Origin of the sequence: Micromonospora sp. NBC_00362 (genome assembly GCF_026342155.1) — a bacterium.
Taxonomy (GTDB): Bacteria; Actinomycetota; Actinomycetes; order Mycobacteriales; family Micromonosporaceae; genus Micromonospora; species Micromonospora hortensis.
Genome location: NZ_JAPENH010000001.1, coordinates 3,923,254 through 3,944,589 on the forward strand (window position 1 = coordinate 3,923,254; position 21,336 = coordinate 3,944,589).

The window sequence follows — 21,336 nt, forward strand, 5'->3', positions numbered from 1 at the left end:
AGATCGCGGAGCGGGGGCACAGCGGGTCAGCTGACGGGCAGGGTGCGGTTCAGGAGGTCGAACAGGGCGGCCCAGTGACGTTCGGTGGCCTGCTCGTCGTACGCCGGGGTGTCGGCCATGGTGTAGCCGTGGTGCGCCCCGGTGTACACCTCGGAGCGGTAGCGCACTCCGGCGGCGTCGAGCGCCTCCTCCAGCGCGGCGATCTGCTCCGGCGTCATCGACTGGTCGGCGTCGGCGTGCCCGAAGTACACCTCGCCGGTGATCGAGGCGACGCCCCGGTGTGGGCTGTCCGGCGCCTCGGTGACGATCCGCCCGCCGTGGAAGCTCGCCACCGCGGCGATGCGGTCCGGGTGCGCCTCGATGGCCCGCAGCGCGTTCGTGCCGCCCATGCAGTAACCGGTGATGGCGACCGGACCCGGTCGGACGTCGTCGCGGGCGGCCAGGAAGTCGAGGAACGCGGCGGTGTCCCGGCTGATCACCTCGGGGGTCAACGCGCCGACCAACGGCATGATCTTCTCGAAGAGCGCGCCGCGCTGGTCGGCCTCGCCGAGCCGGGACAGGTCGAACAGGGGTGCCCGACCGGCCCGGTAGAACAGGTGAGGCGTCAACACCAGGTAGCCCTGGGCGGCGATTCGCTCGGCCATCTCGACCAGGCGCGGGCGCGGCCCGAAGGCGTCCATGAAGAGCAGCACCGCCGGGAACGGGCCGTCGCCGTCCGGTCGGGTCAGACTCGCGTCCGCCACTCCGTCACCGGTCGGGATGTCCACCGTCGTCGTCAGCACCGTGCCTCCTCGTACGCCGATCTTGGTCCGTTCGGAACGTTACTCGCCGGGCCGGCGAGTCCGGCACCGGTCCGTCAGGCAGGGACTACCGATCCCTGGACAAGACCACCCTGGGCGGTGGCCGAAGTCTGACCCAGTGTTGGTGGCGACCAATGAAGGACACCGTTGACCTGGGGGTTGTCGTGCTCGACCTGACCGTTCCGGAACTGACCGGAAAGCTCGCCGTGGTGACCGGCGGCAGCGACGGGCTGGGTCTCGGCCTGGCCACCCGGCTGGCGCGCGCCGGTGCCGAGGTGGTGCTGCCAGTCCGCAACCCGGCCAAGGGCGCCACCGCGCTGGAGGCCGTCCGGGCCGCCGCGCCGGGTGCCGTCGTGTCGACCCGGCCGCTGGACCTCGCCTCGCTGGGGTCGGTGGCCGCGCTGGCCGACACGCTGCTCGGCGAGGGCCGACCGATCCACCTTCTCATCAACAACGCGGGCGTGATGACCCCTCCCACCCGACATGCCACCGCAGAGGGCTTCGAGCTCCAGTTCGGCACCAACCACCTCGGCCACTTCGCGTTGACCGGACGGCTGCTGCCGCTGCTCCGGGCGGGGCAGGCCCGCGTCACCACGATGTCGAGCAGCGCCGCCCGCTCCGGCCGGCTGGACTGGGGCGACCTCCAGAGCAACCGCAGGTACGCGCCGATCCGCGCCTACAACGCCTCGAAGCTGGCCACCCTGCACTTCGGGCTGGAACTCGACCGGCGCAGTCAGGCCGGTGACTGGGGCATCGTGAGCAATGTCGCCCACCCGGGCACCACCATGACCAACCTGTACGCGTCCGGCCCCAATCTGGGCCGCAGCCGCCCCTCGCTGCACCACTCGATCATGGGTCGACTGGCCCACTGGGGGATCCTGGTGCATTCGGTGGATGCTGGGCTGCTTCCTGCCCTGTACGCGGCCACCAGCCCGCAGGCGCAGGGCGGCCGGTTCTACGGCCCGGACGGTCTGGGCCAGTTCACCGGCGCACCAACCGAGTTGACCGTCTACCGCTCGGCGCGCAATACCGACGACGCCGCCCGGCTCTGGGCCGCCTCGGAGCGGCTGGTGGGCGTCGAGTACCCCGGCAACTGACTGGGCGTCCGCCGTGAACGCGGCGTCAAGAAATGGCGGTGGCCCGTCGAAACCGCGTATCGACCGGTGCTCCACAGTCGCGCGGTGGTGACGATGGGTCCATGAGTCCTTGGCGGATGACACGCTGGGAACGCGGCGAGCCGCCACCCGGTACCGACACGGCCAGCGATCCCGGCGAGCCCGTGACAGGAGCGGACGAGCCGGAGCGGCGGCACGAGGCGCTGGTCAGCGTCCGGCTCGGTCCGTCCGCGCCCGGTAGTCACCTGGTGGAGTACCTGCGGCGCGAGCCGTGCGCGGTCGCGGCGTGGTGGATCGCCGCCGACGTCGACGCGGTGGTCCGCCTCTCCGCCGACAGCATCACCGTGCTGCACCGCGCCGTGGCCGACCTGCGCCTGCGCGCCGGGGTGGAGGTGGCGGAGGCCAACTACATCCTGCGCGCGCTCGACCTGACCAGGCCGACCGACCCGCGTACCGCAAAGGAAAGTCCGGCCTGGGTGGGGTCCGCCGCATGAACCGCCGCACTGGTGTTCACCGGATCGTGGTGGGAGTCGACCGCTCGTTCGCCGGGATGCAGGCGCTGCGCCGGGCGATGGGACTGGCCCGCCGCGACGGCGCGCAGGTGGACGCCGTCCGCGCCTGGGTCTTCGCGCCGACGTGGCGGCCTGGCACCCTGACCTGGCGGTGGCAGGACGAGTGCGACCGGGCGGCCCTGGTCTACCTGCGTGGCGTCTTCGACGCGGCGCTCGGTGGCCTGCCCCGGGACGTGACAGTGCGGCTGGTGGCCACTCAGGGGTACGCCGGGCAGGTGCTTGTCGACCACGCGCACCGCGATTCCGATCTGCTGGTCGTCGGCAGCCCGGATCGCGGCCGGTTCGGCCGGTCCCGTGGCCACGTCACCCGGTACTGCGTGACCCGTGCGGCCGTGCCGGTCGTCGCGGTGCCCGCGCCGACCTGGGCACGGGCCGCGACGATCCGCCGCTTCGCCCGCGACCTCGAACGATTCAGCCGATGACCAGTGCCCTGGCGCCGCCGCCGGTGACTGCCGCTCTCGCGACACGTATGGAAAGGACCAACCCGACAATGGACGAGGCCCCGATGATCTTCGCCGTTCCGGTGCGCGACCTGCCGGGACGGCTGGTACGGACGGTGCGGACCGGCCGTTCGCCGCAGGGGCAACGGGTGGGCATCGCCTTCACCCGACCGGAGCTGCTGGTCGCCGCGATGGGCGCGGAGCAGCAGTGGGAGGAGCTGTGCGAACCCGCACTGCGGGGGATGCTGCGCCCGCTCGGCATCTCGGTGATCCAGGTCGACCCGCTGCTGGTGGCCCCGCCACTTGACCGGGTCGACCCGGCACCCGCCTCCGGTCAGGCGCGTACGAAACGCACCGCGTCCGCGACCACGTGGCCGTCGGTGTCCTCGGTGCGGATCAGCACGCTTCCGTCGCTGCCCGCAGTGAACTGATAGGTGCCCAACGGCACCCACTGACCGCCCGACTGTCGCTGGTTGACCGTCCGGGTGACCAACCCCCCGGAGTACGCGATGTCCACCGGCACGTTCGTCGCGCGGTTCGGGTCCGCGGTCCAGCGCAACTGCACTGTCCACGACCCGGAGGCGGGCAGTGAAGGGCGGAACCGCAGCCGGTTGACGCCCTTGGCGGTGTTGCCGTCGTGCTCGTAGTCCGGGCCGTAGTAGCCGCCGATGCTGGTGCTGCGCAGCCACGTCCCGGCCCTGGTGATGCCGCTGGACGCGGCGTTGTCCAGGATCACCTCGCTGGTGGAGCCCCACTCCAGCACCGCGCCGTCCTGGCGCAGCCGGGTCTGCAGGGTGGGCACGGAGACGGCCTGCACGGCGAGGTTCCCGGCGAGCGCCAGGGACGCCGCTGTGGCAGCGGCCTGCCCGAGGATCATGAACACGGGTTCCATCCGGATCGAGCCGTACGCGATGTGACTCGCCGAGAGACAGACCGGCACCAGCAGGTTGGCGCACTGCGCCTGGTGCGGCACTATCGCGCGGTAGCTCACCGGGTACGGTGCCGGCACGCCGATCTGCACGTCTCCCTCGTTGCGCACCCTGCCGTCGACGACCACCCGCTGACAGTTGTGCGAGTCCATCGTGTAGCTGGCCAGGCCCACGGAGTCGGTGGCGCGTACCCGGCCCCGACAGTCGGCCTCGGTCATCACGTACGCGGAGATCATCCGGCGTGCCTCGCGGATGTAGAGCATCGGTGGCCAGCCGCCGGTGCCGGTGAACTCGTCCACCGGCAGCCCCCACCGGGCCGTCGAGTCGCGGACCGACGCCGGCAGTCGGGGGTCGTTGGCCAGGAACCACATCAGCCCCTGCTGGTAGGTGCGGTGCTCGGCGATGATGCTCTCGCGCGTGGCCCAGCTCGCCGTCGGGTACGCGTAGTTGAAGCCGATGTTGTCGGTCGACACGGCGCCGTTGTTGTTCGAGTCGGTCTTCCCGCCGCCGACCGAGTGGGTGGTGAAGTACGGCCCGGTGTAACCGGCCTGGATGTGCCGCAGCAGCAGCTCGTACCGGATCGGGTCGTAACCGGACGGCTTGCCGAACGGGATCCGGTTGGCCGCCTGGGTCAGGCACATCCGGAAGCAGTACGCCTGGATCTTGTCGTCGCCGCTGCCCTGCGGGGCGAGCGGGGTGGCGGAGATGCCCGGCAGCAACCCACTGGCGGGCGAGCCGGCCGTCACGTACGGGTCGACGGGGTAGGCGAACTGGTGGGTGTTGCGCGACTGCACCCCGTTGATCGTCTCGCCGTAGGTGTCGTTGGACTCCCGCCCGACGGTGAACCCCACCCCGGCCATGGCCAGCAGATCGCCCTCGTAGGTGGCGTCGACGAACACCCCGCCCCGGTAGATCGACCCGTCCTCGGTGCGCAGCTCGGTGATGCGCTTCCCGGTTCGGCCCAGGCCGGCCAGCCGGGCGTCGACGACCACCGGGACGCCCGCCTCGGCCAGCATCTCGGCGAAGACGGCGGTGGCGACGCGCGGTTCGAAGGTCATCCGCAGCGGCGACGTCGGCGTGAGGGTTCCGCCGTGGTACTTCACGTACACCCGGCGGTAGAACTCGGCGGCCAGCCCGCCGATGGACGCCTGGACGCCGGTGTCGGTGGCGCCCAGCCCTGCCGTGCTCAGCCCGCCGACGTGGCCGGTGGGCTCCACCACCACTGCGGTGTGGCCGAGCCGGCGCATGGTGATCGCCGCGGCCAGCCCGCCGGAGGTGGCGCCGTAGACGACAAGGTCGGCGGTGGTGACGGCGGCCCGGGCGGGGCCGGCCCGGAACGGGTCGGTGAGACCGGCCAGGACGAGGCCGGCGCCGCCGGCGACGAGCAGCCGACGACGGGACAGGGGCAGGGGAAGGGGCAGGGACACGGCGGGGCTCCCGAGGGGTAACCGGTAACGGGGACGGTTACAGAAGCACGCCGCTGCCGCTGCGAAAGAAATTCTTCAATCTCTGCCGGCGGGTGTCAACGGTTCACGGCCGGTAGCGGTAACCCATTCCCGGCTCGGTGATGAGGTGGCGGGGGCGGGCCGGGTCGTCCTCCAGCTTGCGTCGCAGCTGGGCCAGGTACTGCCGCAGGTAGTTGGTCTCGTTCTGGTACTCCGGCCCCCACACGTCCTGGAGGAGCTGACGTTGGCTGACCAGCTTGCCGGGGTGGCGCAGCAGCTTTTCCAGCACGCTCCACTGGATGGGGGTCAGCTTGACCTCGGTGCCGTCGTCACGCAGCACGCTGTGGTCGGCCAGGTCGACTGTGTGCTGGCCGATCCGCAGAGCCGGCACCGCTTCGCTGGGCGCGCCCAGGCGGCGGGTCACCGCGCGGATGCGGGCCAGCAGTTCCTCCACCCCGAACGGCTTGGTGACGTAGTCGTCGGCGCCCGCGTCCAGCGCCGCGACCTTGTCCTCGCTGCCGGCCCGGCCGGAGAGCACGATGATCGGCACTGTGGTCCACCCGCGCAGGCCCCGGATCACCTCCACGCCGTCGATGTCGGGCAGGCCGAGGTCCAGCACCACCAGGTCGGGCGGGTGGCTGGCGGCGGCCTTCAACGCGGCGGCCCCGGTGCCGGCGACGTCCACGTCGTACCGGCGGGCGCGCAGGTTGATCCGCAGGGCGCGCAGGATCTGCGGTTCGTCGTCGACGACCAGGATGCGCGTCATTCCTGCGGCCCCTCCGAGCTGGTCGGCGCGGCGGGCAGCCGCAGCACCATGGTGAGCCCACCGCCGGGGGTGGTCTCCGGGGTGATGCTGCCACCCATCGCCTCGGCCAACCCCCGGGACAGGGCAAGACCGAGACCGACACCCGTCTGGTTGTCCCGGTCGCCGAGGCGTTGGAACGGCAGGAAGACGTGCTCCCACTGATCTTCCGGGATGCCCGGCCCCCGGTCGATCACCCGCAGCTCCACCTGACCGGCGTGCGCGCTGGCGGTGATCGTGGGCGGTTGGTCCGGCGGGCTGTAGCGCAGCGCGTTGGCGACGATGTTGACAAGCACCCGTTCCAGCAGGCCCGGGTCGGCGGTGGCGGCCGGCAGGTCGGCCGGGATGTCCGTGCCGACCGTCGCGGCCACCGGGCCAAGTTCGTCCAACGCCAGGGGTACGGCGTCCTCCAGGCCGATCGCTGTCGCCGAGATGCCCAGCACGCCCGCCTGGAGCCGGCTCATGTCCAGGAGGTTGCCGACCAGCCGGGCGAGACGGTCCAGTGACTCCTCGGCGGTCTCCAGCAACTCCTCGCGGTCGGACTCGTCGAACTCGATGTCGTGGCTGCGCAGGCTGGTCACTGCCGCCTTCGCGGACGCCAGTGGCGTACGCAGGTCGTGGCTGACCGCCGCGAGCAGCGCGGTGCGCATCCGGTCGGCGGCGGCGAGGGGCCGGGCGGTGGCGGCCTCCTGGGCGAGCCGTTCCTGTCGCAGCGCGACGGCGGCCTGGGCGGCGAACGCCTCGACGATCCGCCGGTCGGCGGCCTCCAACCGCCGGCCGCTGAGCACGACGGTGATCCGGTCGTCGACCGGTACCGCCGTCTCGCCAGCGTCGGGCGTGCAGGCCGGCTGCTCGCCGACGCTGGCCACCACACACCAGGCGTGCTCCTCGCGGGCCCGCTCCGGTCGCCCGCTGGCCTCCTCGGCCAACTCCAGCACGCTCACCGCGCGGAGCCCGAACGTTTCCCGGAGCTGATCCAGCAGGGCGGGCAGCGGACGTTCGCCGCGCAGCACGCCACCGGCGACGGCGGCGAGGGTCTGCGCGTCGGCGGCGGCCCGCGCGGCTTCCCGGGTACGACGGGCGGCCACGTCGACGATCCAGCTCACCGCGAGGGCCACCCCGACGAAGACGGCCAGGGCGAGCAGATTGTCCGCCTCGGCGATGGTCAGCGTGCGGAAGGGCGGGGTGAAGAACCAGTTGAGCAGCAGGGAGCCGCCGAGCGCGGCGACCAGGGCCGGCCACACCCCACCGACCAGCGCGACCCCGACGACCCCGGCGAGGAACAGCAGGATGTCGTTCGTCAGCGTCAGGTCCGGCAGGGTCTTCAGCAGCACTGTGAGCAGCGGCATGCCCAGCACCGCCAGGCCGAAGCCGAGCAGCCGGCGGCGTCGGGACAGCGCCGCCGGTACGGCCGCCGCCCGGCGGCCCTTGCCGGCCTGCTTGTGGGTGACCAGGTGCACGTCGATCGAGCCGGACAGCGCTGTGGTGGTCACCCCGACGCCTCTGGCGAAGATCTGCGCGAGGCGACCCCGCCGGCTGGCTCCGAGCACCAACTGGGTGGCGTTCACGCCCTGAGCGAAGTCCAGCAGCGCGGCCGGCACGTCGGTGCCGAGCACCTGGTGGTACGTGCCGCCGAGGCTCTCCACCAGCACTCGTTGCCGGGCCAACTGGGCCGGGTCGGCACCGGCCAGGCCGTCGCTGCGGGCCACGTGCACGGCGAGCAGGTCGGCGCCCTTGCTGCGGGCCGCGACCCGGGCCGCCCGACGGACCAGCGTCTCACCCTCCGGGCCACCGGTCAGCGCGACCACCACCCGTTCCCGGGCCTCCCAGGTGGCAGCGATCCCCTGCTGGCTGCGGTAGCGGTCGAGCTGCTCGTCGACCTTGTCGGCCAGCCAGAGCAGCGCCAGCTCGCGCAGCGCGGTGAGGTTGCCGACCCGGAAGTAGTTGCCCAACGCGGCGTCGATCTTGTCGGGTCGGTAGATGTTGCCGTGCGCCATCCGCCGCCGCAGCGCTTCCGGGGTCATGTCGACAAGCTCGACCTGCTCGGCGGCGCGGACGATCTCGTCCGGCACTGTCTCCCGCTGGGCGGTGCCGGTGATCTGCGCGACGACGTCGTTCACCGACTCCAGGTGCTGCACGTTGACAGTGGACAGCACGTCGATCCCCGCGTCGAGCAGCTCCTGGATGTCCTGCCAGCGCTTGCCGTGCCGGGAACCGGGCACGTTGCTGTGTGCCAGCTCGTCGATAACAGCGATCTGTGGCCGGCGGGCCAGCACCGCGTCCAGGTCCATCTCGGTGAACGCCGCGCCGCGGTAGTCAATGGTCCGGCGGGGCACCTGCTCCAGGTCGCCGAGCATCGCGGCGGTGTGGTGACGGCCGTGGGTCTCCACGAAACCGATCACCACGTCGGTGCCGCGCGCGGCCCGCCGCTGGGCCTCCTCCAACATGGCGTACGTCTTCCCGACGCCGGGGGCGGCACCGAGATAGATGCGCAGTTCTCCGCGTGGCACGGGGACCATCCTCCCTGGTCAGATCGGCGGGCGGGGCCGCGCCCGGTTGGCACGGCCCCGCCCGCGAAGGTGCTCAGCGTGCGGCGAACTGCTTGTCGAGGGCGAGGTTGAGCTCCAACACGTTGACGCCGGGCGCGCCCATGAAGCCGAGCCCGCGCCCGTCGGTGTGCTCCTCGACCAGCTTGCGGACCGCCGCCGGGTCCGCGCCGCGCTCCCGCGCGACCCGGTTCACCTGCAGTTCGGCGTACGCCGGGCTGATCTGCGGGTCCAGACCGCTGGCGCTGGCGGTGACCGCGTCGGCGGGCACCGCCGGGTCGGCGGACGCGTCGCCCCGGATCGGGGTGACCACGCCACCGGCGGCCACGTAGTCCTCGCCGGGCTGGGCCACCTCCACCGACACCCCCTCATAAGAGGAGACGAACGGCGTCGACGGGGCGGCCTGGTTGACGCTGACCACCCGAGTGACAGTGCCGGTCAGGCCGTCGGCGCGGAAGACCGCCAGGACGGCGCCCACCCCGTCGTCGGTGCAGTACGGGCGCCGGCCGTCGACGCCGTTGAGCTCGCCGACCGACTTGCTGCGCCCACACACCTGGGTGAGCAGGCTCTCGCTGGATTCCTCGGGGTCGGTGGCGATGGTGTCGACAACGCTCTCCGGGCCCAGGTTGCTGGCGGACGTGGAGGTCGGGTCGTAGCCGTCGCCGGCGGCGGAGGGGCGGGACTGGAAGTACCGGGCGACGGGGTTGCCGTCGGCGTCGGTGAAGGACTGACCGATCAGCGCGCTGCCGACAGTCGTCCCTCCCGAGGAGATCAGCGAGCCGTCGGCCTTGTGGTTGAGGCCGGGTAGCTGACCGAGCGCTACCAGGGCCAGCGGGTAGACCAGGCCGAGCAGCACGGTGAAGACGAGTACGGCGCGCAGCGCGGCGAGGTGTTGGGCGATCCAGGTAGGTAGGCGCATCACGAAATCCCCGGGATGAACTGGATGAGCAGGTCGATGAGTTTGATCCCGATGAACGGCACGATGATGCCGCCCAGCCCGTAGACCAGCAGGTTGCGGCTGAGCAGCTTCGACGCGGCGGCCGGCCGGTACCGCACGCCACGCAGGGCGAGCGGGATCAGCGCGATGATCACCAGGGCGTTGAAGATGACAGCGGACAGGATCGCCGACTCCGGGCTGGACAACCGCATGATGTTCAGCGCGTCCAGGCTCGGGTAGAGGCCGGCGAACATGGCCGGGATGATCGCGAAGTACTTCGCGATGTCGTTGGCGATGCTGAAGGTGGTCAGCGCGCCGCGCGTGATCAGTAACTGCTTGCCGATCTCCACGATCTCGATCAGCTTGGTCGGGTCGGAGTCGAGGTCGACCATGTTGCCGGCCTCCTTGGCGGCCGACGTGCCGGTGTTCATGGCCACCCCGACGTCGGCCTGCGCGAGCGCCGGCGCGTCGTTGGTGCCGTCACCGGTCATCGCGACCAGGCGGCCACCCTCCTGCTCCCGCTTGATCAGCGCGAGTTTGTCCTCCGGTGTCGCCTCGGCCAGGAAGTCGTCCACCCCGGCCTCGTCGGCGATCGCCTTCGCGGTCCGCGGGTTGTCGCCGGTGATCATCACGGTTCGGATGCCCATCCGGCGCATCTCGTCGAACCGCTCCCGCATGCCGGACTTGACCACGTCCTTGAGGTGGATGACGCCCAACGCGCGGGCTGGCGCACCGTCGACGTGCTCGGCGACGACCAGCGGGGTGCCGCCGGTGCCGCTGATCGCGTCCACGATCTCGCCGACCTGCTCGGTCGGGTGGCCCCCGTTCTCCCGTACCCACTTCATCACCGCGGCGGCGGCGCCCTTGCGGACCCGGCGGGCGGTGCCCACCGCGCCGGCGTCCACGCTGGCGTCCGGTGTGAGGTCGACGCCGCTCATCCGGGTCTGCGCGGTGAACGGTACGAAGGTGGCGTGCGGCATCACGCCCGGCTCACGCTCGCGCAGCCCGAACTCGTTCTTCGCCAGGACGACCACCGAGCGCCCCTCCGGGGTCTCGTCGGCCAGGCTGGACAGCTGCGCGGCGTCGGCCAGCGCCGCAGGGTCGACCCCCTCGACGGGTACGAACTCGGCGGCCTGCCGGTTGCCCAGCGTGATGGTGCCGGTCTTGTCCAGCAGCAGGGTGTTGACGTCGCCGGCCGCCTCGACGGCCCGGCCGCTCATGGCCAGGACGTTGCGCTGCACCAGCCGGTCCATGCCGGCGATGCCGATGGCGGAGAGCAGCGCGCCGATGGTGGTGGGGATCAGGCAGACCAGCAGCGAGATCAGCACCACGCCGGTCACACCGGAGTCGGTGATCGCCCCGCTGTCCGGCGCCGCCGCCTGGTACGCCTTGGAGAAGATGGCCAGCGGCTGGAGGGTGACCACCGCCAGCAGGAAAATGACAGTGAGCGCGGCGAGCAGAATGTTCAGCGCGATCTCGTTCGGCGTCTTCTGCCGGTTGGCCCCCTCGACCAGGGCGATCATCCGGTCGATGAAGCTCTCCCCCGGCTTCTGGGTGATCTTCACGATGATCTGGTCGGAGAGCACCTTGGTGCCGCCGGTGACCGCGCTGCGGTCGCCGCCGGACTCCCGGATGACCGGGGCCGACTCGCCGGTGATGGCCGACTCGTCGACGCTGGCGATGCCCTCGACGATGTCGCCGTCGCCGGGGATGATGCCGCCCGCCTCGACGAGCACGACGTCACCCTGACGCAGGTCCGGCGCCGGCACCGCCTCATCGCGGTAGGTGTTGGCCCGCGCGCCCGGCTTCCAGTCGATCAGCCGGGTGGCGATGGTGTCCTTCTTCGCCTGCCGCAGGGTCGCGGCCTGGGCCTTGCCCCGGCCCTCGGCGACCGCCTCGGCCAGGTTGGCGAAGACCACTGTCAGCCACAGCCAGATGGTGATCGCCCAGGCGAACACCGACGGGTCGATCACCGCCAGGACCGTGGTGAAGGCCGCGCCGACCTCCACGATCAGCATCACCGGGTTGCGCCACAGCGTGCTGGGGTTGAGCTTGCGTACCGCGTCCGGCAGGGACCGGATCAACTGCTTGGGGTCGAGCAGGCCCCCGCCGATCCGGTTGCCCTGGGTGGCGGGCGTGCCGGGAAGTTGCTCTGTCGGGGCGGACGTGACGGACATGTCCTCGTTCCTCATGATGATCAGAGCCCCTCTGCCAGCGGACCGAGCGCGAGCGCGGGCAGGAAGGTCAGCGCGACGAGGACCACTGTGACGCCGACGACCATGCCGATGAACAGCGGTCGGTGGGTCGGCAGGGTGCCCTCGGACGCGGGGGTGGGTGCCTGGCGGGCCAGCGAGCCGGCCAACGCGAGCACGAAGATGAGCGGCAGGAACCGGCCCAGCAGCATGCACAACCCGAGCGCGGTGTCCCACCAGGTCGTGTTGACGGTGATGCCGCCGAACGCCGAGCCGTTGTTGTTGCTGGCCGAGGTGAACGCGTACAGCACCTCGGAGAGGCCGTGCGGGCCGACGTTGAGCGCCGTGGAGTTGTTGCCGGTGCCGAACGCCGCAGCCGTGCCGACGAGCACCAGGATCGGCGTGATCAGGAAGTAGAGCGAGGCGAACTTGATCTCGCGCGACCCGATCTTCTTGCCCAGGTACTCGGGAGTGCGGCCCACCATCAGCCCGGCCACGAAGACCGTGATCACCGCGAGGATGAGCAGGCCGTACAGCCCCGAACCGGTGCCGCCCGGCGCGACCTCGCCGAGCATCATGTTGACCATCGTCATCATGCCGCCGAGCGAGGTGAACGAATCGTGGAACGAGTTCACCGCACCGGTCGAGGTGAGCGTGGTGGCGGCGGCGAAGGTGGCCGAGTTCGACACGTCGAACCGCACCTCCTTGCCCTCCATCGCCGCGCCGACCGCCTGCGGCACCGTGCCGTGGCCGGCCAGCTCGAAGATGTTGGTGATGGCGACGCTGAGGAACGCGAGGATGCCCATCACCGCGGCGATGGCGTAGCCCTGCCGGTTCTGCCCGACCATCCGGCCGAAGACCCGGGGCAGACTGAACGGGATCAGGAGGATCAGGAAGATCTCCAGCCAGTTCGTCCAGGTGGTGGGGTTCTCGAACGGGTGCGCGCTGTTGACGTTGTAGAAGCCGCCACCGTTGGTGCCCAGCTCCTTGATCACTTCCTGGCTGGCGACCGGACCACCGGTGATGGTCTGCGTGCCGCCGGTCAGTGTGCTCACGTCGGTGCCGGCGGACAGGTTCTGCACCGCCCCGCCGATCATCAGCGCGATGGCGCCGAGCACCGCGATCGGCAGCAGGATCCGCAGCGTGATCCGGGTCAGGTCGACCCAGAAGTTGCCGAGCTGCCCGGTACGACTGCGGGCGAAGCCGCGTACCAACGCGACAGCCACCGCGATGCCGACCGCCGCCGAGACGAAGTTCTGCACGGCCAGGCCGGCCATCTGCACCAGGTGGCCCATCGTCGACTCACCCGAGTACGACTGCCAGTTCGTGTTGGTCACGAACGACACGGCCGTGTTCCACGCGCCGTGCGGCACCACCGGGTCGAATCCCAGCGACAGCCACAGGTGGTTCTGCACCCGTTGGAACAGGTACAGGAACAGGATCGAGACCGCGGAGAACGCCAGCACGCTGCGGGCGTACACGCCCCAGGTCTGCTCGGCGGCCGGGTTGACCCCGACCAGACGGAAGACGCCCCGCTCGACCCGCGACTGCTTCGTGCCGGAGACCGCCCGGAACATGTAGTCGCCGAACGGCTTGTAGACGGCGACCAGGGCCGCCACCAGCGTCAACACGAAGATGACGCCCGCTGTTGTCATGGTCATCAGAAGCGCTCCGGAAACAGCAGGGCGAACACCAGGAACGCGCCCAGGACGACCGCGAGCACCAGACCGACGGCGTTGACAGCGTTCACAGCTTCTCCACCGCCCGGACCACCAGGGCGAGCACTGCGAACAGCACCACCGTCAGGACCACGAACACCACGTCAGACACGCTGACTCCTCAGCCGGAAAGGTTCGTCGCGACCGCCTTCCGGTCGCGCCGGGCAATCAAAGCCCCACCACCCGCCGGACGGCAGGGGTCATAACGCGACCATGACGGCGGCGGACCCTTTCTTGACGTGGTTTTCACACCTGCGCACTGAACAGGTGAAATGCGGCACAGACCCTCGGTGGCCCGCGAGGTCAGGACCGGTTGTCCGCCCTTTGCTCTGCACCCGCGGAGGCGACACTTGCTCTGCACCCGGGGAGGCGACACTCACGCTCTGTAGCTGGTGCCTCGGCGGGTGCAGAGCAAAGGGGAAAGCACGACAGAGACCAGGCGCGACCCGGAAGGGGGTGCGTCAAGGCACGGCGGGGCGGAGGTGCGAGGCCCGTCAGGCCGGGCGGCGGGCCACCAGCACGTCGCGCATGATCGACTGGTCCACCCGGTGCCGCAGCGCGCGGTAGGGCTCGGCGTCGACAACTGTCAGACCGGCGTCGGCCAACGCCGCCGCCGCGTCGTCCCGGCTGGCGACATGGGTGTTCCAGGAGATCCCGAGCGCACCACCGGGACGCAACAACCGGGCCCAGACGGGCGCGGCGTCCGCGAGCAACGCCAGCGGGTCTCGGGTCAACCCCTGCCCAGCGGTACGACTGCCGTGCTGCACGCCGTACGGCGCGTCGGCGACGACCAGGTCCACCGTCTCCGGGCGGAAGAACTCCGCCGAGCGGGCGGTGTCGGCGTTGACCACGTCCAGCAACTGCGTCTGGCCGGCCTTGTGCTCCTCGCGGGTCGGCGCCAACTCGATCCGCACCCGCCGGCCGACCACCTTGCGCTCCCGCCGCACCGGTCCCGACTCCAGCACCCGGTGCTTGACCCGCTTCTGCTTCAGCCAGGTCGTGATGAACGCCCGGTACGCCTCGACGTCCTTCTGATCGCGCTCGATCCCGGCGGCGTCGAAGCCGTACATGAGCGCCTGGTTGAGGGTGGTGCCCCGACCACAGAGCGGATCGAGCACCCGAAACCGGCGGCTGGTCATCTCGGCGGCCCAGTCCGAGGCGAGCAGTGTCACGTTGAGCAGCAGCTTGGTGAACTGCTCATTGGTCTTGCCCGGGTACTTCTGGATGGTGAGCAGATCGTCGTCGTAGCGGTCCAGACGGCTCCACTCGATCGGCCGCAACAGCTCACCGACGATCTCGAACAACGCGTACCCGGCAGAGAGGTTGCCCAGGACGGCCAGATCACGCTCGGTCAGCCCGTCGCCGGTGAACGTGATGTACGACGCCCCTCCGACGACCTCGGTGTCCAACTCGCCGATCCGGCCGTCCAGCGCCGAGCGGCCGAAGATCTCCAGCTCGGCTCGGGTGAGGTCGACGGCGGCGCGGGCGTACACCCGGTTGGTGGCGGGCAGGATCAGCAGGCCGTAACGCGTCATGATCCGGCGAGTATTCCACAACCAGTCACTGTCGCCGGGAACCGGAGCGGCTGCCGGAGCGACTACCGGTACATGGGGTGTGAGCAGTGGCGGGAGGTCCTGTCCGCGCAGTTGGACGGGGAGGAGACCGCCGCCGAACTGACGGCGGTGCAGGGGCACCTCGACGGGTGTGCCGAATGCCGGGCCTGGTTCACGGCGGCGGCCGCGGTGACGCGTCGGGTTCGTACCCGATTGGTGGTTGAGGTGCCCGACCGGACGGCGGCGATCCTTGCCGCGGCCAGCGCGGCTCCGGCCCGCCGGTCACTGTGGCGGCGTGGCCCGCTGGTCGCCGGCCTACCAAAGGTGCCCGGGCGGGGCCAGCTCGCCGCCGGATTGCGCGCGGCGTTCGGACGTGGCCCGCTCGTCGCCGGCCTGCGGTCGGCACTCGGGCTGCTCGGCGCGGTGCAACTGGTGCTCGGCCTGGCCCAGGTGGGCCGGGGCGCGACCGCCGACCACCTGCACCCCACCGGCCAACACCTGTGGCACGAGTCGGCGGCGTGGAACGTGGCAGTGGGCGCGGGCTTCCTCTTCGTGGCGCTGCGCCGCAGCCCACCCGCCGGGCTGCTGCCGATGCTCAGCGCGTTCGTCGGCACGTTGCTGCTGCTGTCGGTAAACGACCTGGCCACCGGTTCGGTGGGCGGGGAACGGCTGATCAGCCACGGCTTCCTGGTGGTCGGCTACCTGATCACCGTGCTGCTGTCCCGCCCCGGCCTGCGCCCCGGAGGCCCGGCACCACAACGGCAGCCGACACCGTCGCGCTGGCGATTCGGGGCCGACGAGGTGGACCGGCCGCTGCGGGTGGTAGGCCCCGAGTCCTATCCAGTGCAGGCCGCCGATCGCTTCGCCGCCCCGGCGGCGCATGCCGGTCGATCCACCCGCACCGGCGAGGCCGAGGAACGCCGGGCCGCCTGATCGGCCGAGTCAGTCCACCTGCCGCTGCCGCGCCCGGTGGGCGCGCAGGTTGGTGGGGTGCCCACAGGCCCGTACGGAGTGCCAGACTCCGCTGTTGTTGCGTGAACGGTCGTAGAACGCCACTCGGCAGCGGGGGTTGCGGCAGGTCTTGATCCGCCGTCCGACGTCGGCGAGCTGCGCCTCGAACAGCGTGGCGAGGACGAGCGAGACCAGCAGATCGGCACCGACCCCGGCCGGGTCGAGGTGGACGGATCCGCCTCGAGCGAGCCGGAGCGTGGCACCGCTGGTACGAGATCCGGTCGAAACCCGGTCCGACGCCGTGACGGGTTGCCCGGGGTCGGGCGTGACGTGGAGCCTGGCATCGATCTCGTCCAGCAACTCCTCGCGAAAGATCCGTAGTGCCCGGAGCCCCTCGGCGTCGAGCGTGACGTCGGGCGCCGGGCGCCCGGTGGCCGTCGACCACTGCCCGACGGCCACCCGTGCCCACTCGGTAGCGCTGCCCAGATCGTCCAGGAGGTCCGGATGCCGTGGCGCGCCGGCCGAGATCGTGTTGAGTAGATCCTGGACGAGACCGAGGCCGCCCGGGGCGTGGTCGATGCCGTACCTCGCGGTGGCGATCCACGGCCCGGCCACCGCATCTGCCGTGCGTTCGGGCATGGAAGGCGTCATCAGCTCACTTCCCGAGCAGGGCAAGTGCCCCGTACCACGCCGGTCCCGGATTCACCCAGTCTGGGTAGAGCCGCACCATCTCGTCGAAGAACTCGCGGGCGGTCGACTTTTCGGCCAGCAGTCGCTCCACGTTCAGCAGGTACTTCCGGGTCAGGTCGATGCTTGCCGGGTCGTCGGGGCGGTTCCGATTCTTGTGGCCGGCGACGACTGCGCGCGGTGCGAGCGCTTCGACGCGGTCGAGGGCGTCGAGCCAATGCCGTAGGCCGCCGTCGACCGTCTCCACGATGTACTGGTGAACCCCGTTGTAGACCACGTCACCGGCGACCACCAGGCCGATCGACGGAACGTGCAGGACGGTGGTCTGATCGGTGTCGGTGTGTCCGGTCTCGACGGGCTGGATGAGATTGCCCTCGAGCAGGAACCCTTCGGCCGGCACGGGCACCGCGTCGACCGGCGACTCCGGGATGAGGCCGGGGAAGACCCGGTCGAACAACTCACTTCGTCCGACGGTGGCCTGCTGGTGCATGACCTCGATGGTGCCGGGCGTCGCGTAGGTGACCGCGCCGGGGAAGCGCTTGACCAGCTCACCCGCGCCGAACCAGTGGTCGCCATGCCCGTGGGTGGCGTAGATGTACGTCAGCCGCTTACCCGACTGTGCGATCCAGTCGCCCACCTTCGAGATCTGCTCGTGGGTGAACGGTGGATCCACGAGGAGCGCCTCCTCGGCTCCGAAGATCAACGTTGAAGAGACCGGATTCCAGTGGATCCGTGACCCGTCCGGCATGCGTTGGTCACCCGCTCGCACCGGACCGTCCGAGACGAAGACCTCGTAGGACAGGGCATCTGTGGTCATGTCTCCTCCTCGGTGACTCGATCGCCCGCAGGTCCCGAGTGTGGTTACCCGCCGACCGTGAAATAACCATAACCTCTATGCCTATTTCATCGCGATCATCGCGCCCGTGGCCCGCGGCACACCACAGGTCGGGCACGCCGAGGACCGCCGGCTGAAGGTGAGCCGGCCTGCCTTCCACTCCCTACGCCGGAGGCTCAGCCGGCCGGTTCGAACCGTCCACGCCGAGGACCTGCGGGATGACCTGTTCGACGATGGTCAGCAGGGTCGTGGTGAGCAGCAGGTGCACCTGGGCGCGGGTCAGCGCGCCACGCTGAAGCCATTCGCGGGCCGTCGAGGTGGCCAGACCCCCGTACGCCCGGACCATCCCGCGCAACTCCTCGCGGTGCTCCGCCTCGCCGGCCAGCCCGACGGCGACCAGCATGCGGTCCGCGGCGACCTCCTCGGCCTCGGCGAGCACCCGCTCCACGTCGGCGTCGCCGCCCATTCCCCGCGCGGTGACCGCCGCCAGCCACGAGGTGCTGTGCCGGGACACCACGTCGAGGAACCAGGTGACGCTGGCGTCGACCCGGGTCCGCAGATCACCCTTGGGTAGCCGCTCCAGGGCAACCTCGGGGATGGTCACCATGACCCGGACGACCTCCAGGTAGAGGTCCTTCTTCGCACCGAAGTAGTGGTTGACCAGGCCGCGAGCGACACCTGCCTCGCGGGCGACGTCGGTGGTCGACACGTCCGCGTACGGGCGCTCACCGAACAGCCGGACCGCGCAGGCCAGGATCTGCCCACGCCGGGCGTCCGGCTCCAAACGGCGGCGGCGCGGAGCCGTCTCGACACTCATCTGCCCGACCCTATCGACAGCCCACCGGCCGGCCGCCTTTCCTCACCATGATCACTTGATGCTCAGTAGTCGTCAGCGCTGTCTCTGAGCTTCTCAGCATCAAGTGATCGCCACGGGCCCCGGCGACGCCGTTCAACCGACAGCGCAACGACCACTTTCGGTTGAGAGCCAACCTTTCGGGGACCCCTGATCGGGGATCGGCGCCGAGTAGTTCGCCCGTCCCGCCTCGCGCCCGCCCACTCGCCGTCCGCCCGTGGTGTCTGACAACAGCGGATTCGCACGATCGATGCACCCACACAACCCCGCAGGCCGCACGGCGCACGCCTCGCGGCGGGGCAAGTTTGCCGCAATCTTGGACAGTTTCCGTTAGCTCGTAACGGAAACTGTCCAAGATCTCCGCGCACACGGCCCGCGCGCCGCCCGGACCACCGTCGATCTTGGAGGTGTGGTGGGCGATATGGCCGCCCGTTCCCTCTTTGCGAGGCACCACAACTCCATGATCGGCCACGTCTAGGCCAGGGTCAGCGGTGCTGGGCTGCGGACCGGACGTCCCGACGGCCCGTGGCCGGACGTCCATCTCGACTTATTGACATGCCGCCAACAGCGCGCGAGGGTGGTGCACATGCCGACCCCCCCGCCCGACGGCTCCCCCTCACAGTGGCGCGAGCCGGAGCATGACGACCTGGCCGAGCTGGCCCGCACCTTCTTCACCAAGGAGGTGTTGCCGCACGCCGACCGCCTTCAGGAGCAGGGCCACCCGGACCGCGAGCACTACCGGCGCGCCGGTGAGCTGGGGCTGCTCGGCCTGTCGGTCCCGGAGGAGTACGGCGGTGGGGGCGGCGGGTTCACCCACGAGGCGGTGCTGCTGCACGAGCAGGCGTACGCCGGGGAGAGCAGCCTCGGCCTGGCCGTCCACAGTGGCATCGTCACCGGTTACCTGGTGGCGTACGGCAGCGAGGAGCAGAAGCGACGCTGGCTGCCCGGCCTGTGCAGCGGTGAGCTGGTCGGCGCGATCGCGATGACCGAGCCGGACGGTGGTTCCGATCTTCAGGCGATGCGTACCCGGGCGGTCCGCGACGGCGACGACTATCTGGTGACCGGCGCGAAGACGTTCATCACCAACGGTGGTCTGGCCGATCTGGTCATCGTGGCCGTGAAGACCGACCCGGAGCAGCGGGCGTCCGGCGTCTCGCTGCTGGTCTGCGAGGTGGGCGGCGACCCGGAGGGCTTCCGCCGGGGCCGGCTGCTGTCCAAGATCGGCCTGCACGCCAACGACACGGCGGAGTTGTTCTTCGACGAGTTCCGGGTGCCGGCGGCCAACCTGCTGGGCGGCGCCGAGGGGCTGGGCTTCATCCAGCTCATGCAGCAGCTTCCGCAGGAACGGCTGGTCATCGGCGTCGGCGCGGTAGCGGTCATGGAACGGGCGGTCGCGCTGACAGTCGCGTACGCCAAGGAGCGCACCGCCTTCGGCAAGACCCTGATGGGTCACCAGAACACCCGGATGGTGCTCGCCGAGTGCGCCACCCGCACCCGGGTCAGCCGCGTCTTCCTGGACGACTGCATCGTCCGACACACGCGTGGCGACCTGGACGTCTCCACGGCGGCGATGGCGAAGTCATGGCTCACCGACGGGCAGTGTGAGGTCGTCGACAGGTGCCTTCAGCTCTTCGGCGGCTACGGCTACACGACGGAGTACCCGATCGCCCGGATGTACGCCGACGCCCGCGTCCAGAAGATCTACGGCGGCACCAACGAGATCATGAAGGAGCTGATCGCCCGTGCTCTCTGAGGCGTACGTCTATGACGCGGTCCGCACCCCGCGCGGACGCGGCCGGGACACCGGCGCGCTGCACGGGGTCAAGCCCATCTCCCTGGTGGTCGGCCTGATCGACGCGTTGCGGGAGCGCAACCCCGGCCTGGACGTCGGCCGGCTGGAGGATCTGCTGCTCGGCATCGTGACTCCGGTCGGCGAGCAGGGCGGCGACCTGGCTCGGGCGGCCGCGCTGCTGGCCGGGCTGCCCGACCAGGTGGGCGGGGTGCAGCTCAACAGGTTCTGCGCCTCCGGGTTGGAGGCGGTCAACTCCGCCGCCGCGCGGATCCGCTCGGGCTGGGAGCATCTGCTGCTCGCCGGTGGGGTGGAGTCGATGTCCCGGGTGCCGATGGGCTCCGACGGCGCGGCCTGGGCCACCGATCCGCAGACCGCGTTGGCCACGTCGTTCGTGCCGCAGGGCGTCAGCGCGGATTTGATCGCCACCCTGGAGGGCTTCACCCGCGACGACGTGGACGGCTACGCGCTGCGGTCGCAGGAGCGGGCCGCCAAGGCATGGGCCGGCGGGTACTTCGCCCGCTCGGTGGTGCCGGTCCGCGACGGCAACGGGCTGGACATCCTCACCGTCGACGAGCACCCGCGCCCGGAGACGACCCGGGAGGCGCTGGCCAAGCTCACCCCGTCCTTCGCCACGATGGGTGAGGCGGCCGGCTTCGACGCTGTCGCGTTGCAGAAGTTCCACTGGCTGGAGGCCATCGAGCACGTCCACCACGCGGGCAACTCGTCAGGCATCGTGGACGGGGCGGCGCTGGCGCTGATCGGTTCGGAGCAGGTTGGTCGGGATCTCGGCCTCACTCCGCGCGCCCGGATCGTCGGCGCGGCGGTCACCGGCGCGGACCCGACGTTGATGTTGACCGGTCCGATCCCGGCCACCCACAAGGCACTCGCCGTCGCCGGGCTGACAGTCGACGACATCGACCTGTTCGAGATCAACGAGGCGTTCGCCGCCGTGGTGCTCAAGTACGTCCGCGACCTGGGCCTCGACCCGGACCGGGTGAACGTCAACGGCGGCGCGATCGCGCTCGGCCATCCGCTCGGCGCGACCGGAGCGATGCTGCTCGGTACGGCGTTGGACGAGTTGGAGCGCCGCGACCTGCGCCGTGCCGTGGTGACCCTCTGCATCGGCGGCGGCATGGGCGTCGCCACAGTTCTCGAGCGCTGCTGACCCG

At 70.7% G+C, this 21,336-nt stretch carries 19 protein-coding genes; 7 read left to right on the forward strand and 12 right to left on the reverse strand.

The features are described from left to right. Positions 1 to 26: 26 nt before the first annotated feature. A complete protein-coding gene (locus tag OG992_RS17855; RefSeq protein WP_266303794.1) occupies positions 27 to 782 on the reverse strand; it encodes a dienelactone hydrolase family protein in 756 nt (251 codons plus the stop codon). Positions 783 to 934: 152 nt separating this feature from the next. Between OG992_RS17855 and OG992_RS17860 the strand changes: the two genes are divergently transcribed. The 4 genes from OG992_RS17860 to OG992_RS17875 all read left to right on the forward strand — a co-directional run bounded on the left by OG992_RS17860 (position 935) and on the right by OG992_RS17875 (position 3,358). After that, entirely contained in the window at positions 935 to 1,897 is a 963-nt protein-coding gene (locus tag OG992_RS17860; protein ID WP_238683742.1) for an SDR family oxidoreductase, read from the forward strand. 101 nt (positions 1,898 to 1,998) lie between these two features. After that, a complete protein-coding gene (locus OG992_RS17865) occupies positions 1,999 to 2,409 on the forward strand; it encodes a hypothetical protein (protein ID WP_266303795.1) in 411 nt (136 codons plus the stop codon). Then, positions 2,406 to 2,909, forward strand: coding sequence for a universal stress protein (locus OG992_RS17870; RefSeq protein WP_238683744.1), 504 nt, complete (start codon positions 2,406 to 2,408; stop codon positions 2,907 to 2,909). The genes OG992_RS17865 and OG992_RS17870 overlap by 4 nt, the downstream gene beginning before the upstream one ends. Further along, the gene (locus OG992_RS17875) at positions 2,906 to 3,358 is read left to right on the forward strand and encodes an SAV_915 family protein (RefSeq protein WP_266303796.1); all 453 of its coding nucleotides are present in this window, start codon (positions 2,906 to 2,908) and stop codon (positions 3,356 to 3,358) included. The genes OG992_RS17870 and OG992_RS17875 overlap by 4 nt, the downstream gene beginning before the upstream one ends. Here OG992_RS17875 and OG992_RS17880 read toward each other — a convergent pair. From OG992_RS17880 to OG992_RS17915, 8 genes are all read right to left on the reverse strand, one after another. Then, on the reverse strand, positions 3,262 to 5,283 hold the full coding sequence (locus OG992_RS17880) for an FAD-dependent oxidoreductase (RefSeq protein ID WP_266303797.1): 2,022 nt from the start codon (positions 5,281 to 5,283) through the stop codon (positions 3,262 to 3,264). The two genes, OG992_RS17875 and OG992_RS17880, sit on opposite strands and share 97 nt — an antisense overlap. 103 nt (positions 5,284 to 5,386) lie before the next feature. Continuing rightward, positions 5,387 to 6,067 carry a response regulator gene (locus tag OG992_RS17885; protein WP_238683747.1) on the reverse strand — a complete coding sequence of 227 codons (681 nt, stop codon included), beginning with the start codon at positions 6,065 to 6,067 and terminating at the stop codon, positions 5,387 to 5,389. Then, positions 6,064 to 8,613, reverse strand: coding sequence for a DUF4118 domain-containing protein (locus OG992_RS17890; RefSeq protein WP_266303798.1), 2,550 nt, complete (start codon positions 8,611 to 8,613; stop codon positions 6,064 to 6,066). The genes OG992_RS17885 and OG992_RS17890 overlap by 4 nt, the downstream gene beginning before the upstream one ends. 73 nt (positions 8,614 to 8,686) lie before the next feature. Next, positions 8,687 to 9,568 carry a potassium-transporting ATPase subunit C gene (locus OG992_RS17895; RefSeq protein ID WP_238683749.1) on the reverse strand — a complete coding sequence of 294 codons (882 nt, stop codon included), beginning with the start codon at positions 9,566 to 9,568 and terminating at the stop codon, positions 8,687 to 8,689. After that, positions 9,568 to 11,763: a potassium-transporting ATPase subunit KdpB gene (gene kdpB / locus OG992_RS17900; RefSeq protein WP_238683750.1), complete on the reverse strand. Its 2,196-nt coding sequence runs from the start codon at positions 11,761 to 11,763 to the stop codon at positions 9,568 to 9,570. The genes OG992_RS17895 and kdpB overlap by 1 nt, the downstream gene beginning before the upstream one ends. 20 nt (positions 11,764 to 11,783) lie before the next feature. Next, the gene (gene kdpA, locus OG992_RS17905; protein ID WP_238683751.1) at positions 11,784 to 13,439 is read right to left on the reverse strand and encodes a potassium-transporting ATPase subunit KdpA; all 1,656 of its coding nucleotides are present in this window, start codon (positions 13,437 to 13,439) and stop codon (positions 11,784 to 11,786) included. Next, complete coding sequence (kdpF, locus tag OG992_RS17910; RefSeq protein WP_036410889.1) at positions 13,439 to 13,528, reverse strand: K(+)-transporting ATPase subunit F; 90 nt, start codon at positions 13,526 to 13,528, stop codon at positions 13,439 to 13,441. The genes kdpA and kdpF overlap by 1 nt, the downstream gene beginning before the upstream one ends. A 462-nt stretch (positions 13,529 to 13,990) precedes the next feature. Further along, positions 13,991 to 15,031, reverse strand: a complete 1,041-nt coding sequence (locus tag OG992_RS17915; protein ID WP_112603623.1) for a TRM11 family methyltransferase — start codon at positions 15,029 to 15,031, stop codon at positions 13,991 to 13,993. Positions 15,032 to 15,103: 72 nt separating this feature from the next. Between OG992_RS17915 and OG992_RS17920 the strand changes: the two genes are divergently transcribed. After that, positions 15,104 to 15,982: a zf-HC2 domain-containing protein gene (locus OG992_RS17920; RefSeq protein ID WP_266303799.1), complete on the forward strand. Its 879-nt coding sequence runs from the start codon at positions 15,104 to 15,106 to the stop codon at positions 15,980 to 15,982. A gap of 9 nt (positions 15,983 to 15,991) precedes the next feature. On the opposite strand, the gene OG992_RS17925 is transcribed toward OG992_RS17920, so the two are convergent. The 3 genes from OG992_RS17925 to OG992_RS17935 form a co-directional block, all read right to left on the reverse strand. After that, positions 15,992 to 16,651: a CGNR zinc finger domain-containing protein gene (locus OG992_RS17925; RefSeq protein ID WP_266303800.1), complete on the reverse strand. Its 660-nt coding sequence runs from the start codon at positions 16,649 to 16,651 to the stop codon at positions 15,992 to 15,994. Positions 16,652 to 16,655: 4 nt separating this feature from the next. Further along, complete coding sequence (locus tag OG992_RS17930; RefSeq protein ID WP_238683754.1) at positions 16,656 to 17,504, reverse strand: MBL fold metallo-hydrolase; 849 nt, start codon at positions 17,502 to 17,504, stop codon at positions 16,656 to 16,658. Positions 17,505 to 17,685: 181 nt separating this feature from the next. Beyond that, positions 17,686 to 18,339, reverse strand: a complete 654-nt coding sequence (locus OG992_RS17935; RefSeq protein WP_238683755.1) for a TetR/AcrR family transcriptional regulator — start codon at positions 18,337 to 18,339, stop codon at positions 17,686 to 17,688. A 622-nt stretch (positions 18,340 to 18,961) separates the two neighbouring features. Between OG992_RS17935 and OG992_RS17940 the strand changes: the two genes are divergently transcribed. Together OG992_RS17940 and OG992_RS17945 are read left to right on the forward strand one after the other, a co-directional pair. Next, on the forward strand, positions 18,962 to 20,128 hold the full coding sequence (locus OG992_RS17940) for an acyl-CoA dehydrogenase family protein (protein ID WP_266303801.1): 1,167 nt from the start codon (positions 18,962 to 18,964) through the stop codon (positions 20,126 to 20,128). Then, positions 20,118 to 21,332, forward strand: coding sequence for an acetyl-CoA C-acetyltransferase (locus OG992_RS17945; RefSeq protein WP_238683757.1), 1,215 nt, complete (start codon positions 20,118 to 20,120; stop codon positions 21,330 to 21,332). Before OG992_RS17940 ends, OG992_RS17945 begins: the two co-directional genes overlap by 11 nt. The last annotated feature ends 4 nt before the right edge of the window (positions 21,333 to 21,336 follow it).